This is a genomic window from Herminiimonas sp. KBW02 (assembly GCF_003852535.1).
In the GTDB taxonomy this organism is placed as follows: Bacteria; Pseudomonadota; Gammaproteobacteria; order Burkholderiales; family Burkholderiaceae_D; genus Oxalicibacterium.
The window spans coordinates 162,001-175,291 of sequence record NZ_QAJP01000004.1 but is presented as its reverse complement, the minus strand read 5'-3'; the positions used below and the strand labels follow the sequence as shown (position 1 = coordinate 175,291).

Genomic DNA, 13,291 nt, shown 5'->3' with positions numbered 1-13,291 from the left:
CCAAAGGACGCAACGGCATTCTTTAAATTAACTCTCTATCAGCGCCGCTGTCACTGCGCCCTGGTCCGCCAGCCTGGCCGCATTATTATGCGCCAGCACCACTACTTCAAACTCGGCAGTCGGCACGGGGCGACTCAAGAGGTAACCCTGAAAGGAAAGGCAACCCAGCTCGGCCAGGAATTGCTTTTGCTCCTGCGTTTCCACACCTTCTGCTATCACGTGCAAACCCATGCCACGCGCCAGTTCCACTACCGTACGCACAATTGCCACATCATTCGAATCGAACAGCATGTCGCGCACAAACGACTGATCGATCTTGAGCTGGTCCAGCGGCAGTTTCTTCAGATAGCTGAGGGATGAATAACCGGTACCGAAATCATCCAGCGACAGGCGTACGCCCTTTTCCTTGAGTGCATGCATCTTGGCGATGATGTCGTTCACATCGTTGACCAGCATGCTTTCTGTCAATTCCAGTTCGAGTTTGGTCGGATCTATTCCGGAACGATCCAGCACCGACACCAGCTGGCTGACGAAATCCGGCTGCTTGAACTGCAGCGCACTGACATTGATCGCCAGACTCAGATGTGCAGTCGCCGGATTGGCGGCCCAGGTGCGCAACTGGGCACACGCCATACCCAGCACCCAATGCCCTATCGGCAGGATCAAGCCGGTTTGCTCGGCCAGCGGAATGAAATCTGCCGGCGACACCATGCCTTTCACCGGATGTTTCCAGCGCAGCAGCGCCTCTGCTCCCACGATACGCCCGTCATTGCCGGTCTGCGGCTGGTAATACAGCACCAACTGATTCGCTGCCACTGCCTTGCGCAAATCTGCTTCCATTACATTACGTTCAGAAAGGTCTGCCTGCATCACCCATAACAGGGTCCAGAGCAAACCAGTTACCACGATGTTGTGTATCCAGGTGCCGCTCACCCGGACATCCGGCCCCAGGGCATAAGCGGTGGTCGGCACCCATGAACTACTGGCAAAGAAGATAAAGCCCAACAGCGCCATGAATACCATGCCGTGCCTGAGCCAGGGTTTATCACCCTTGAAGACCAGCCACGCAAACAGCGCGACTACGAGGAAATAATTCTGATTGGAGCGCGGCGCATCCGCCGTCGGCACATCAAGGAAAGTACAGAATACGCAAAGGATGAGATACACCGCGCAAAACATTGTGATGGAAGCAGCACGGATGTGACCACGCGATGTCAGAACCACGGTCGTAGCGGCAACCGCCAGGGACACCACGTTAAGAGGCCAGACATCCCAATTCTCCCGGGCGATAAAATACCCGCCCCATAACAAGGAAATGATAGTCAGTACGATAGCGCTCAGCAGCAAGGCACGCCGCATACGCAACGATTGCTTTCGGCTGAAATTTACCGACATATCCATAGCGAGCTTCTCCCTGTCCGGTTCCCATATTTAATTCAGAACCTGATTGCAGAAAAGTCTACGCTGGAGCAAAGTTGACGGCAAGAAAAACTGGATAAGAAAACATTCAGGATAGGGAGTAACAATTGTCATTCCCAACAAGCAACTGCTATGTCAGAAAATATTGTTAAAACATGCGCACATGTATGCCCAGTACGTTGCCCAAACCATAATTATCGCGACGCGTCACGTGCTTCCGCAAGGGCGATCGTCAAGTGTTGCACTTTCTTTTTCAACTGATCGCGCTCTTCGTTCAACTCAGCGATTTTCAGGTTCAGTTTATGGATGGTGATTTGATCCGGTGTCGCATCGTCTGGCGGTGGTACCGGCTCAGGCTTAGGCGGCAGTTTTGCTTCACGTACCTGGCGCGCAGCCTGACGTAACTCCTTCTTGCCACCGGCGACTGCTTCTTTCTGCTTCTCTTCCGGCAGCGAAGAAATCGCGGCGGCGGCATTAATCGACACCACGCCTGTCTTTACCGCATGCACCAGTTCCGGTGTTGCGGTCTTTTGGATTTTTTCGATCTGGCCCAGCGTCACGCTGCTGATACGTGCTTCCTTGGCGATGACATCACGTTTCAAGGTCGGCTCGGCTATGCTTGCGGTGCTGGCTTCAGCATCTGCTTCGGCAGGAGTGCTTTCTTTTACTTGTGCCACACGCGTCGACAGTATCTCCTTCTTGCGCAACGCCAGTATGCCGCGCTGGAAGTCAGACACGCTGCGGCGTCCCAGATGATTGTCTATCATCCACAGATGAACATCGGCCATCGACTTGAAGGTTTCGTTCTGTCTCGTGTTGAAGGGAATGCCGTGTTTCTGGCAGATACCGTAACGATTATGACCGTCGATCAGCAAGTCGCCCCACAACACCAGCGCATCACGGCAACCTTCCGCCAGCAGGCTGCGTTCCAGCGCCGCATATTCGTCGCTGGTCAATGGATCGATATAGGCTTTCAGGTCTTCGTTGACGGTAATGGTGGTCATGGTTCAGCTAAAAATGAGTAAGGCGGTAGTTTACACACAGCCATGACCATGTCGCAAAATAATTCCATCTCAGCGAGTCAGGATCGCAGATCAGTCGGCAAGCAGACACTCAGCTATCCAATGGCACAACCCGGTCACCCGCTGCGGGTACACAACCATCGGCTATCGGCGTCCAGCCTCTATGCACGACGACTTGCTTGCCGTCATGGCAGATCTCTACGCGTTCACTGTCCGGATACTGTTCATGGACAAAGGTTTCAACCGTAGCGGGCAAACTGATTTTCAGCTTGAGTGCGTACCTATCCTCGGCCGGATGATCATCCAGATGCAGCAAGGGGACGAAGCTGGAGGCAAACATCAACCAATGTGAATTAACAGCCGTCGGCTCCGGCGCATAATGCGCCTGCTGCAACCAGCGCTGTGCACGTGCACGCAAGTCCTCGCCGTCGGGCAAATCACCCCAACCTGCAGCCATGGTCTCCATTACCCACTGATTGCAGTTTTGGTAGTTAAGCGCATAGACATAAGCATTGGCGCTGTAGGTCGCCGCCAGCAAACGTAGCGCGCGTGGTTTATCCAGTGCCGCCTGGCGCAAGCTCTGCGCTGCTTGCTCAGGCAGCTTGACGATAGAGATATAACCAAGCGAAGGATTGTCGATACCCATCGCAAAACCCGCCATGCCCTGATCAAAAATACGCGGCCGTTCTTCTTCGCAGGCATAGTAGAGCTGACGCGCGGTCCATACCTTGTCTTCATCACGCCATGCAATGGCGGCATGCGAATAACGTATCTGGAAACGTGACAGATCGAGGCCGGAACGGCTGATCAGGACAGTATCGGAATGAATAGCAGCCAGCTCTTCACGCACAACACCGGCAAAGCGCAAGATGCGGTCTTGCTGTGCTGCCGTTAGTTGATGTGCGCGATCACAGAAATTGGATGCGGCTGATGAGCCGGAAGCGGCGTATGCGGTGCTGGTGACCGCACTGGTGACAATCAGCGCGCCGACCAGTGTCAGCGCGGATACCAAGACTTGCCCGAACCTCACAGACCCACTATGCGCGGTGTGAGTTCTTCATGCCATTTATCGGCCAGCACCAGGTAGAAGGCTTCACGCGTATCGCTGCGCGCAAATTCCAGCCCATATACGCGGTTCTGTGCGTAGACCAGGTCACCGCGACCCAGACCTTGTTTATCGAGGATATTGGCCGGCAGGTCGAGTACGATGCGTTGCTGTGAGGCATCTGCCTGCATGGTGACGCGGCGGAAATCGGCGCGTTCTGGTGCTTCGGCCACATCGATGATGCGGTAGTCACCATCCGCACGTTTTTCATTCTTGCTCGAACTGTCGCTGGATTCATGCAGCGATGCGGAGACGCTGCCGCTGGATGCGGAACCAGCGCTCGACGCCGATGACGGCAGACTCTCGGCATGCGCTGTTAAAGCAAGACCACTTATTGCAGCAAGGCAAGCCAGACGCACACTAACTGGGAATTTCATGATGGAGACTCCTTCTGATTTCATCGAACCGGGATAAGCTCTCTGACTACACAGTGTGCACCAGAGTTCGCAAAGCAGGCAATGCCTAGATCTTATATTGTCCGGCGCTGCCGAGGAATTAAATCTCCGTTAAATATACCGATAAAGAAAAAAGCCCGCTAACAGCGGGCTTTTTGTATGAACTATGATGCAACCTGAGTCATGCTGCTGCGCGCAACGTCTTCGCTGCTGCCACCATGTTATTCAGTGCCGGCAACACTTCGGCCCATTGACGGGTTTTCAGGCCACAGTCGGGATTCACCCACAGGCGCTCTGCCGGGACGCGCTCTGCCGCTTTCTTCATCAGTTGCACCATGTGCTCCTGGGTCGGAATATTCGGCGAGTGGATGTCATAAACACCAGGTCCAATCTCGTTCGGGTAGTTGAAGTTGTCGAATGCATCGAGCAACTCCATATCTGAACGCGATGTTTCGATGGTGATCACGTCGGCATCCATATCGGCGATAGACGCGATGATGTCGTTGAACTCCGAATAGCACATATGGGTATGGATCTGGGTTTCATCTTCCACGCCATTTGCAGTAATGCGGAACGACTCCACCGCCCAGTCCAGGTAATCCTGCCATTGCGACTTGCGCAGTGGCAAACCTTCGCGCAATGCAGCTTCATCAATCTGGATCACATGCACACCAGCTTTTTCCAGATCCAGCACTTCGTCACGGATCGCCAGCGCCAGTTGTTTGCACGATACCGAACGCGGCTGATCGTCACGCACGAAGGACCAGTTCAACATGGTGACCGGACCGGTGAGCATGCCTTTCATCGGCTTCTCGGTCAGCGATTGTGCATAGGTGCTCCACTCGACGGTCATCGCTTGCGGACGGCTGATGTCGCCGAACAGGATAGGCGGTTTCACGCAACGCGAACCATAGGACTGGACCCAGCCGAACTGGCTGAAGGCGTAGCCTTGCAGTTGTTCGCCAAAGTATTCGACCATGTCGTTACGCTCTGCTTCACCGTGCACCAGCACGTCCAGGCCCAGTGCTTCCTGTTCGCGCACACTGCGTTCGATCTCAGCCTGCATCGCAGTCTTGTAGCTCGCATCATCCAGACGGCCAGCCTTGAATTCGCTGCGGGCGTGACGGATTTCAGCGGTTTGCGGGAAGGAACCGATAGTCGTGGTCGGGTAAGCAGGCAATTTCAGCAAGGCTGCCTGTTTCTTCGCACGCAGCGCATAAGTGCTGTCACGTTTGCCCAGGCCTGCATCAATCTTCGCAATCGCTGCCTGCACTGTCGGATTGTTGACACGTGGCGACGCACGGCGTGCTGCCAGCGCTGCCTTGTTCTCAGCCAGCTCGGCTTTCACCGAATCACGACCAGTGCGCAATGCTTTACCCAGCACGCGCAATTCATCCAGCTTCTGAATCGCGTAGGCGAGCCAGGACTTGATCTCTGTATCCAGTTTTTGTTCGCTGTTCAGATCGACCGGCACGTGCAACAGGGAGCACGACGGTGCGACCCACAGGCGGTCGCCCAGACGCTGCGCCAATGGCTCAACCCAATCCAGTACCGCAGTCAGATCGGTTTTCCAGATGTTGCGACCGTTAATCACGCCCAGCGACAACACCTTGTCAGCAGCCAGCAAATCGATCAGCGGCAATACATCATCACGACCATTGATCGCATCGACGTGCAAACCTGCTACCGGCAGGCTGGCGGCCAGTGTGCGGTTTTCCAGCAATTGACCAAAGTAAGTTGCCAGCAACAATTTGACGCGACTATTTTTCAGTTGCTCGTAGGCGGCTTTGAAAGCATTTTGCCAATCGGTATCCAGTTCAGTGACGAGGATAGGTTCGTCTATCTGTACCCATTCCACACCTTGTGCCGCGAGCGCATCCAGCAATTGTGCGTACACGGGCAACAAACGCGGCAACAAAGCCAGTTTGTACAAATCATCCTTGGCCTTGCCTTGCGCCAGGTAAGTAATAGGGCCGATGATGACCGGCTTGGCTTTTACGCCTTGCGCTTTGGCTTCTGCCAGTTGTTCCAGCAGACGAGTAGTGTCGAGTTTGAATTCGGTTGCAGCTGTGAACTCAGGCACGATGTAGTGGTAGTTGGTATCGAACCACTTGGTCATTTCGCCAGCCGCGACACCGCCACAGCATGCGCTATGGTCTTCTGCACCCTGCGCCGAACGGCCACGCGCAACACGGAAGTAATTGTCCAGCGCGTCGCCGTGGAAACCGCGCACGCGTTCAGGCAGGTTGCCCAGGGTGAAGCTCATGTCGAGCATTTGATCGTAGAACGCAAAGTCGCCGACCGGCACCAGATCCAGACCGACCTGGTTATCCCAGTGGCGTTTGCGCAGTTGTGCACCCAGGTCTTTCAGGGCGTCGCGCGAGGACTCGCCCTTCCAGTAGGATTCGAGTGCAAATTTCAATTCACGCTTTGCGCCGATACGGGGAAAGCCGAGGTTGTGTATGGTGGTCATGGTTCGCTCCAGAAAACAAGAACGAGAATAATAGGACGCGCAATCCATGAAGTAAAATGGTATTATCTCAGACATACATGAATTTTACTCATGCATTGAATTAAGCCCATGTTAGAGCGCATCCACCTCGCCGTCGTCCTCGAAGTAGAAAAGCAAGGCTCCCTGACCGGGGCCGCCAACGTGCTGCACGTCACGCAATCTGCGCTGAGTCACAGCATGAAGAAACTGGAGCAGCAACTCGGCACTGACATCTGGGTGCGCGAAGGACGTGCGCTGCGCCTGACGCAAGCGGGGCAATATTTGCTGGCGGTCGCCAATCGCGTACTGCCGCAACTGACGCTGGCCGAAGAACGGCTGCGCCAGTTTTCTCAAGGCGAACGCGGTGCCTTGCGCATAGGCATGGAATGCCATCCCTGCTATCAATGGCTGCTGAAAGTAGTGTCGCCTTACCTGACAGCCTGGCCTGATGTCGATGTCGACGTGAAACAGAAATTCCAGTTCGGCGGCATCGGCGCCTTGTTTGCATATGAAATCGATTTGCTGGTCACACCAGACCCGCTGTACAAACCCGGCCTGCGCTTCGAACCCGTGTTCGACTATGAGCAAGTGCTGGTCGTGCCGCGTAACCATGTGCTGGCCAAAGTGAAATATGTCGAACCGGAACAGTTGATGAATGAAGTCCTGATCACGTATCCGGTGGCCACCGACCGTCTCGACATCTACAACCAGTTCCTGCTGCCTGCGGGAATCACACCAAAACGTCACAAAACCATAGAGACCACCGACATCATGTTGCAAATGGTGGCCAGCGGGCGCGGTGTAGCGGCATTGCCACGCTGGCTGGTGCAGGAATATGCCAGCAAAATGGACGTGGTCCCAGTGCGCCTGGGAGCGGACGGTATCGCCAAACAGATTTTCCTCGGCGCCCGCGAAGCTGACCTCGATACCGATTATCTGCAAGCCTTTATTGCGCAGGCACGTGAGCCTGTGGCGTCGTTTAATAAAGGGAAAAAATCGTAAGGCTGCTTGCCGTATGGTCAACTCTGACGTGGCTTACCGGCGATCCCTTTCTGGTATCCTTGCGCGCTGTATATTGAAAATCCGCTGCGCATTCAGCAGCCTCAGGCACCAGTTCATATCGTCATACGGCTACCCGTATAGCGCTAGTTTTCAAGGCAGTGCATGACACCTTGCACGCCCGAGTTGCAAATTTGTATTTAACGCTTTTAGATAAATTGAGGGATAGATAAAAATGAAATGTGCTTTGGTAGGTTCGCGCTATTTCGGCGCCTTGGTATTTGAGACGCTGCGCAAGGAAGAAGGTATCGAATTCACCAGCGTGGTCGCGCCGTCGGAAGATGATCGCCTGGCACAAGCTGCCCGTGCAGCCGGTGTACCGCTACATGTGATGGAAAACCCGCGCTTCGTGCCAGGTGAAGCCATCGCCGAAGGCACCGACGTCATCCTCGCCGCTCACACCCATGCCCGCGTCAGCGATGAAGCATTGGCGCGCGCACGCCTCGGCGGTATCGGTTATCACCCATCCCTGTTGCCTAGACACCGTGGCATTGCTGCAGTTGAATGGACCATCCTTGAAGGCGACCCTATCGCCGGCGGCTCCATCTATCATCTGGCCGACGGTTGGGATGCCGGTGCGATTGCCGCGCAAGACTGGTGCTTCGTTGAAAAAGGCGAAAGCGCACGGGAACTGTGGGAGCGTGCACTCGCACCTATGGGCCTGAAACTGCTGAGCCAGGTCATTCACTACGCAGCGGAACACGGCGCTCTGCCAGCGTTTGAGCAAGACCAGCGCTTCGCCACCAAGGCACCGATGATCCGTCGCTCGGTAGTGCTGGCAGAAGAAGTCGAGTCCAACACCGTCGCCCTCATCGTTTCCATCGTCGGCACCGACCGCCACGGCATCGTGCGCTCACTGGCCGAACGTGCAGAACGGTACGGCGCCAACTGGGCCGCCAGCCGCATGACACGCCTGGCAGGTGAATTCGCCGGCATGGTGCACTTCGATGTACCACGTGAAAACGCTGATGCATTGACCAATGCATTGCGCAGCCTGGATTCCAGTGGCCTGCAAGTGGTCGTGGCGAAGAGCGATGGCGCAAATCTGTCCGATTCGATCAAGAGCGTCGAACTCGAACTGGTCGGCGATGACCGCGTCGGCATCGTCAGCAGCCTGACCAGGATGCTGGCCGAGCGCAATATCAGCATCGAAAGCATACACACCGAAATCACCCGTAGCGGCGTCTCCGGCAAGCAAACCTTCAAAATCGGCGCGCACCTGCTGGTTCCGGGCAAGCTGTCCATCGATGAGCTGCGTCAGGAACTGGGCGCACTGGCCCATGAGATGACGGTCGATATCGCCCTCGGTGAGAAGCCGGCAGCCTAAAACCAAATATCCGCCGGATTATCATTCCGACATGCCAAATAGCTAATTAGGTGGTAATTCGGCGGACATTCTGAGCATTAACCAGAGTTCAGCGCACTACTTTGGTAAAATCTCTCCTTTTCGGCATTTCGTGCCTTTTGTGGCCTGGTCAGGTAATCCCTGTTCGGGCCGAATTTCTTTATTATTGCTGGAGCAAACGTGCCAGGTCTCTTACCCAACGTCGATCCCGACGGTCTTCTTGAATACTCCGTCGTCTACACAGATCGTGCGATCAATCACATGTCCGAACGCTTCCAGGGCGTCATGCGTGACATTTCCAAGACTTTAAAACATGTCTACAAGGCGCAATCCGCCATCGTCATGCCAGGTAGCGGTACCTTCGGCATGGAAGCGGTTGCCCGTCAGTTCGCAACCAAGCAGCAATGCCTGATCCTGCGCAACGGCTGGTTCAGCTATCGCTGGACCCAAATCCTGGACACCGGCAGCATTCCTGCCGCGACCACGGTATTGAAAGCACGTCAGCTGGAAGACTCGGCACAAGCACCATTCGCACCTGCGCCTATCGCTGAAGTCGTCGCGACCATTAAAGAAATCAAACCTGCGGTCGTGTTTGCACCACACGTAGAAACCGCTTCCGGCATCATGCTGCCGGACGACTACCTGCGTCAGGTTTCGGATGCAGTGCATTCGGTAGGCGGCTTGTTCGTCCTCGACTGCATCGCTTCCGGCACTATCTGGGTCGACATGCAAGCGACCGGCGTCGATATCCTCATCAGCGCGCCGCAAAAAGGCTGGAGCGCTTCCGCCGGTTGTGCCTTCGTGATGCTGAGCGCCCTGGCCCGCGAAAAAATCGAATCCACACAAAGCACCAGCTTTGCTTGCGACCTGCGCAAATGGCTGCAAATCATGGAATCGTACGAGCAAGGTGCAGTGGCTTACCACACCACCATGCCGACCGACGCACTCACCATCCTGCGTGGCGTGATGGAAGAAACCGCAGCTTATGGCTTCGACAAAGTCCGTGCCGAGCAACAGGAACTGGGCGACAAAGTGCGCGCCCTGCTGGTCTCCAAAGGCTACAAGAGCGTGGCAGCCGAAGGCTTCCAGGCGCCAGGTGTAGTCGTCAGCTACACCAATGACGACGGCATCCAGTCGGCCAAGAAATTTGTTGCAGCCGGTTTGCAAACCGCAGCTGGCGTGCCATTGCAGTGCGATGAACGTCCAGACTTCAAATCCTTCCGCGTCGGCCTGTTCGGCCTCGACAAGCTGCACAACATCGAGCGCACGGTAGCCAATCTGTCCAAAGCTCTGGATAGCATGGCCTGATACAGGTGACATGCATGCCCTGTGCATGCATAAACAAAAGCCGACTTAGCGTCTGACGTTAAGTCGGCTTTTTTACAGCTGTACACACTATCCCATACCTATGGGATGCCCAAAAACAGGATTCTGGCGTGTAATGACGCACTTCCATAATCTGAGATGCGGGCAATACCCAGCAATGCGCAGGCACAAAAGAAAATCCGGTCTGGAGAATTTGCTTGCATCGCCATGGTGGGTCAGTGCCGTGATGGGCGTAGGCGTATATTTTTTCCTGCGCTGGATTATTCCTGCGCTATTCGCAGGTAACCCTATTCTTGTCAGCTTATCCCGCTTATCGCAATCACTGGCGTGGCTGGCGTTTCCGATATTCGGACTGATCGCATTTATTGCTTTTATCGGCAAAAAAAAGACCGCCGTCAGAACGGAACAGCGCCCACGCAAAGAACCCACGGCTTCCAGACAGAAACCGATACCTGTCTCTGCGCTTGACCAGGCATGGGGTAATCACGCACAGGCATCATCGTTACATCAAACCGGTGACACAGCCGTCATCCCCGCATGGAGCCTGAGTTCTTTACGGTCGCTGGAATGGAAGCGCTTCGAGCTGCTATGCGCAAAATATTATGAAACGCTGAACTTCAAGGCAGTCACGCAAGCCAGCGGTCCTGATGGCGGTATCGATGTGCGCCTCTACCGTTCCGACCTCACACATCCTATCGCCATCGTTCAATGCAAGGCATGGAACAGCAAAGCAAACGGCGTCAGGGAATTGCGCGAACTGCTCGGTGTCATGGTGCACGAGAAAGTGGAACGAGGCATCTTCATCACCAGCGGTAGCTATACCAGCGAGGCACTGGAATTCGGTAGCAGCAATCCTATTCAGCTACTGGATGGCGAAGCTTTCCTGCAACGCATACTGCAACTCGACAGCACGCACCAGGATGCACTCGCAAAGTTTGCTTTCAGTGGTGACTACAGAACGCCTAGCTGTCCTTCTTGCGGAATCAAGATGATCGTGAAGGAACACCAGAATAATCACTTCTGGAAATGCCTGAACTATCCGCGTTGCCGCAACACATTCAAGATTAAGAAAACCACGATCGGGATGTAGCTCTGATTTCCACAGGAATACAGCACATAGGATTCACCAGCAGCAATCACACTGCCGATGTCTGGTACTACTACCTCGCTCCGCTGCACCCAGCCCCCGACTTTGTTACACTCTGTGCGTTTCTGCTACCCCTATCGATGAAACGTACGCTGGTCTGTTATCAGACCAGTACGCGTACCAAGAAAATGCATAGAGAATTATTACTGTCGCTCGCACTCGGCGTACTGGCCTCCGCCAGCCACGCAGCAGGCGATGTCGCGGCAGGCAAACGGGTGTTTGCAAAATGCTCAAACTGCCATCAGGTAGGACCATCTGCACGTGGCACTTTTGGCCCGCATTTGAATGGCATCGTGGGACGTACTGCAGGAACGACCAAAGATTATAAGTACTCGACGGCGATGCGTTCCTCTCGCGTCGTGTGGACGGAGGCAAACCTGCGCGCCTTCATTAAATCGACCGATGATGTGGTGCCGGGTAACAAGATGCGCTTTTTCGGCATCAGTGATGAGAAGCAACTGACGGACTTGCTGGCTTATCTGCAAACCTTCAAATAACAGCCGTCAGCACACTAGTTGCAGCTGGGATGCACCATGTCCAGCAAGGTCTGCAACTGGCGTAAGCCCTGCTCCCAATCGCCCAGATTCGATTCCGCATTGATATGTCCGAGTGCACCCGCACTGAGGAAGCCACAACCCCAGACATCCGCCCAGTAAGCGGCCCGATTGCTTGCCATCCATGGATCATTGCTGCTGCCGATGACGATGGAAGGGCATGGCAGACGCGCATCGCGCAAGATATCGTCGACGCCGAATTTCTCCGGATCTGCCGGCGCTACCAGCAATGCACCAGCCAGATCAAAGCGGCCATGGCTGGCTGCCTGCATGGTGGTCAGACAGCCGAAACTATGTGCGACGATCAACGTAGGCTGATCCGACTCGCTCAAGACCTCACTCATGCGCCGCGCCCAGCGTGTCAGGTCGGGTTGCGACCAGTCGTCCTGCACCACGCGCTGGAAGCTCGGATACAAATGTTCCCAGCGCGATTGCCAATGCTCGGGACCGCTGCCATGCAGGCCCGGTACTACCAGCACACGATAATCAGATAAATAAGGGAGAGTCATGATTCCAGGCCTGCCGTCGCTATGGCTTCCGGTTCGCTTGCATCTTGTGCAAAGCTCGCCTTCGGTTGATCCCACAAGTAACCCTGCGCCAGTATGGTTTGATGTGCCTGGGCACCCAGCGTGCGCAGCTTTTCGTAAATCAACGTTGATTCTACACGTTTGAAAACCAGCTTCACATTCTTCTCACCTGCCACGCTGAGCAAATCCAGGGTAGCTGCTTCATCGGTGATTTCGCGTACATCGACCTTGATCACATCCGGCTGTACCTGCGCCAGCAAATCCAGTCCCTGGCGTGCATTCGCTGCATTCACCGCGAGGCGAAAACCATTGCGTCGGTAATTATCGGCGACGTAGTTCAGCAGCCAGGCCTGATCCGGCTGGATCAGCGGCAATTGCAAAACGATTTTTTTGTGCGGCAAACCGAGTACATCGAGTATGCGGCGGAAGGACATGCCGTGATTACTATCGACTGCCGCCAGCAAACGCGCATGCACGCTGAGGTAGAGATCGTAATCAACCATCTCTGGCTGGCGATAGAAGTTCACAGCATGCAGCAGACGGCACAGCCTATCCAGCTCTATCGATTGCTCATCGGTGGCGCCGGTATCCAGCAGTTTCCAGATGCTCAGGCCGGTGTCGTTCCTCGAATAGCTGCGCATGAAACCCTGCACACCGACGATGCCGCCGGATTCCGGCGTGCGTATCGGCTGGAAGGCACTGGTCAGCGTCGAATTGAAGTAGCGTCCGTGGGCACGTCCCTGCGGGTCCAGCCACAAGCTACTGTCGGCCTGGGGCTTATCGTGCAGGCGCGATAAGTATTGTTGCAAGGCGGGGAAAGTCATACTGCTCTTCCTTGATCATCAAGGAGACATCTGAAAGCGCCTGCGCCCATCGCAGGCACGCTTTCAGAAGCGCCTTA

12 protein-coding genes are annotated in these 13,291 nt (G+C 55.1%); 5 read left to right on the top strand and 7 right to left on the bottom strand.

Features of this window, described 5'->3' with window-relative positions; all coding sequences use genetic code 11:
* Positions 1-27 precede the first annotated feature (27 nt).
* From DBR37_RS17390 to metE, 5 genes are all read right to left on the bottom strand, one after another.
* A complete protein-coding gene (locus DBR37_RS17390) occupies positions 28-1,401 on the bottom strand; it encodes an EAL domain-containing protein (protein ID WP_199739045.1) in 1,374 nt (457 codons plus the stop codon).
* A 212-nt stretch (positions 1,402-1,613) separates the two neighbouring features.
* A complete protein-coding gene (locus DBR37_RS05250; RefSeq protein WP_124573435.1) occupies positions 1,614-2,423 on the bottom strand; it encodes a hypothetical protein in 810 nt (269 codons plus the stop codon).
* A 109-nt stretch (positions 2,424-2,532) separates the two neighbouring features.
* Complete coding sequence (locus DBR37_RS05245) at positions 2,533-3,471, bottom strand: DUF2145 domain-containing protein (protein ID WP_124573434.1); 939 nt, start codon at positions 3,469-3,471, stop codon at positions 2,533-2,535.
* The gene (locus DBR37_RS05240; protein WP_124573433.1) at positions 3,468-3,923 is read right to left on the bottom strand and encodes a hypothetical protein; all 456 of its coding nucleotides are present in this window, start codon (positions 3,921-3,923) and stop codon (positions 3,468-3,470) included. Before DBR37_RS05240 ends, DBR37_RS05245 begins: the two co-directional genes overlap by 4 nt.
* A 199-nt stretch (positions 3,924-4,122) precedes the next feature.
* Positions 4,123-6,414 (bottom strand): 5-methyltetrahydropteroyltriglutamate--homocysteine S-methyltransferase, encoded by a 2,292-nt coding sequence (gene metE / locus DBR37_RS05235; RefSeq protein ID WP_124573432.1) that lies wholly within the window; start codon positions 6,412-6,414, stop codon positions 4,123-4,125.
* Positions 6,415-6,522: 108 nt separating this feature from the next.
* Between metE and DBR37_RS05230 the strand changes: the two genes are divergently transcribed.
* From DBR37_RS05230 to DBR37_RS05210, 5 genes are all read left to right on the top strand, one after another.
* Positions 6,523-7,434, top strand: coding sequence for a LysR family transcriptional regulator (locus DBR37_RS05230; RefSeq protein WP_124573431.1), 912 nt, complete (start codon positions 6,523-6,525; stop codon positions 7,432-7,434).
* Positions 7,435-7,666: 232 nt separating this feature from the next.
* Entirely contained in the window at positions 7,667-8,818 is a 1,152-nt protein-coding gene (locus tag DBR37_RS05225; protein WP_124573430.1) for a formyltransferase family protein, read from the top strand.
* A 198-nt stretch (positions 8,819-9,016) separates the two neighbouring features.
* The gene (locus DBR37_RS05220) at positions 9,017-10,144 is read left to right on the top strand and encodes an aminotransferase class V-fold PLP-dependent enzyme (protein WP_124573429.1); all 1,128 of its coding nucleotides are present in this window, start codon (positions 9,017-9,019) and stop codon (positions 10,142-10,144) included.
* A gap of 211 nt (positions 10,145-10,355) precedes the next feature.
* On the top strand, positions 10,356-11,252 hold the full coding sequence (locus tag DBR37_RS05215; protein ID WP_158610229.1) for a restriction endonuclease: 897 nt from the start codon (positions 10,356-10,358) through the stop codon (positions 11,250-11,252).
* Between the two features lie 185 nt (positions 11,253-11,437).
* On the top strand, positions 11,438-11,806 hold the full coding sequence (locus DBR37_RS05210) for a cytochrome c family protein (protein WP_124574157.1): 369 nt from the start codon (positions 11,438-11,440) through the stop codon (positions 11,804-11,806).
* Positions 11,807-11,820: 14 nt separating this feature from the next.
* Here DBR37_RS05210 and DBR37_RS05205 read toward each other — a convergent pair whose 3' ends face one another.
* Together DBR37_RS05205 and DBR37_RS05200 are read right to left on the bottom strand one after the other, a co-directional pair.
* Positions 11,821-12,372, bottom strand: coding sequence for an alpha/beta hydrolase (locus tag DBR37_RS05205; RefSeq protein WP_124573427.1), 552 nt, complete (start codon positions 12,370-12,372; stop codon positions 11,821-11,823).
* A complete protein-coding gene (locus DBR37_RS05200) occupies positions 12,369-13,214 on the bottom strand; it encodes an EAL domain-containing protein (protein WP_124573426.1) in 846 nt (281 codons plus the stop codon). The genes DBR37_RS05205 and DBR37_RS05200 overlap by 4 nt, the downstream gene beginning before the upstream one ends.
* Positions 13,215-13,291 lie beyond the last annotated feature (77 nt).

Coding starts and splice junctions, on each gene's coding strand:
- DBR37_RS17390 (WP_199739045.1), bottom strand. CDS start 1,401: ATGGATATGTCGGTAAATTTCAGCCGAAAGCAATCGTTGCGTATGCGG.
- DBR37_RS05250 (WP_124573435.1), bottom strand. CDS start 2,423: ATGACCACCATTACCGTCAACGAAGACCTGAAAGCCTATATCGATCCA.
- DBR37_RS05240 (WP_124573433.1), bottom strand. CDS start 3,923: ATGAAATTCCCAGTTAGTGTGCGTCTGGCTTGCCTTGCTGCAATAAGT.
- metE (WP_124573432.1), bottom strand. CDS start 6,414: ATGACCACCATACACAACCTCGGCTTTCCCCGTATCGGCGCAAAGCGT.
- DBR37_RS05230 (WP_124573431.1), top strand. CDS start 6,523: ATGTTAGAGCGCATCCACCTCGCCGTCGTCCTCGAAGTAGAAAAGCAA.
- DBR37_RS05225 (WP_124573430.1), top strand. CDS start 7,667: ATGAAATGTGCTTTGGTAGGTTCGCGCTATTTCGGCGCCTTGGTATTT.
- DBR37_RS05210 (WP_124574157.1), top strand. CDS start 11,438: ATGCATAGAGAATTATTACTGTCGCTCGCACTCGGCGTACTGGCCTCC.
- DBR37_RS05205 (WP_124573427.1), bottom strand. CDS start 12,372: ATGACTCTCCCTTATTTATCTGATTATCGTGTGCTGGTAGTACCGGGC.
- DBR37_RS05200 (WP_124573426.1), bottom strand. CDS start 13,214: ATGACTTTCCCCGCCTTGCAACAATACTTATCGCGCCTGCACGATAAG.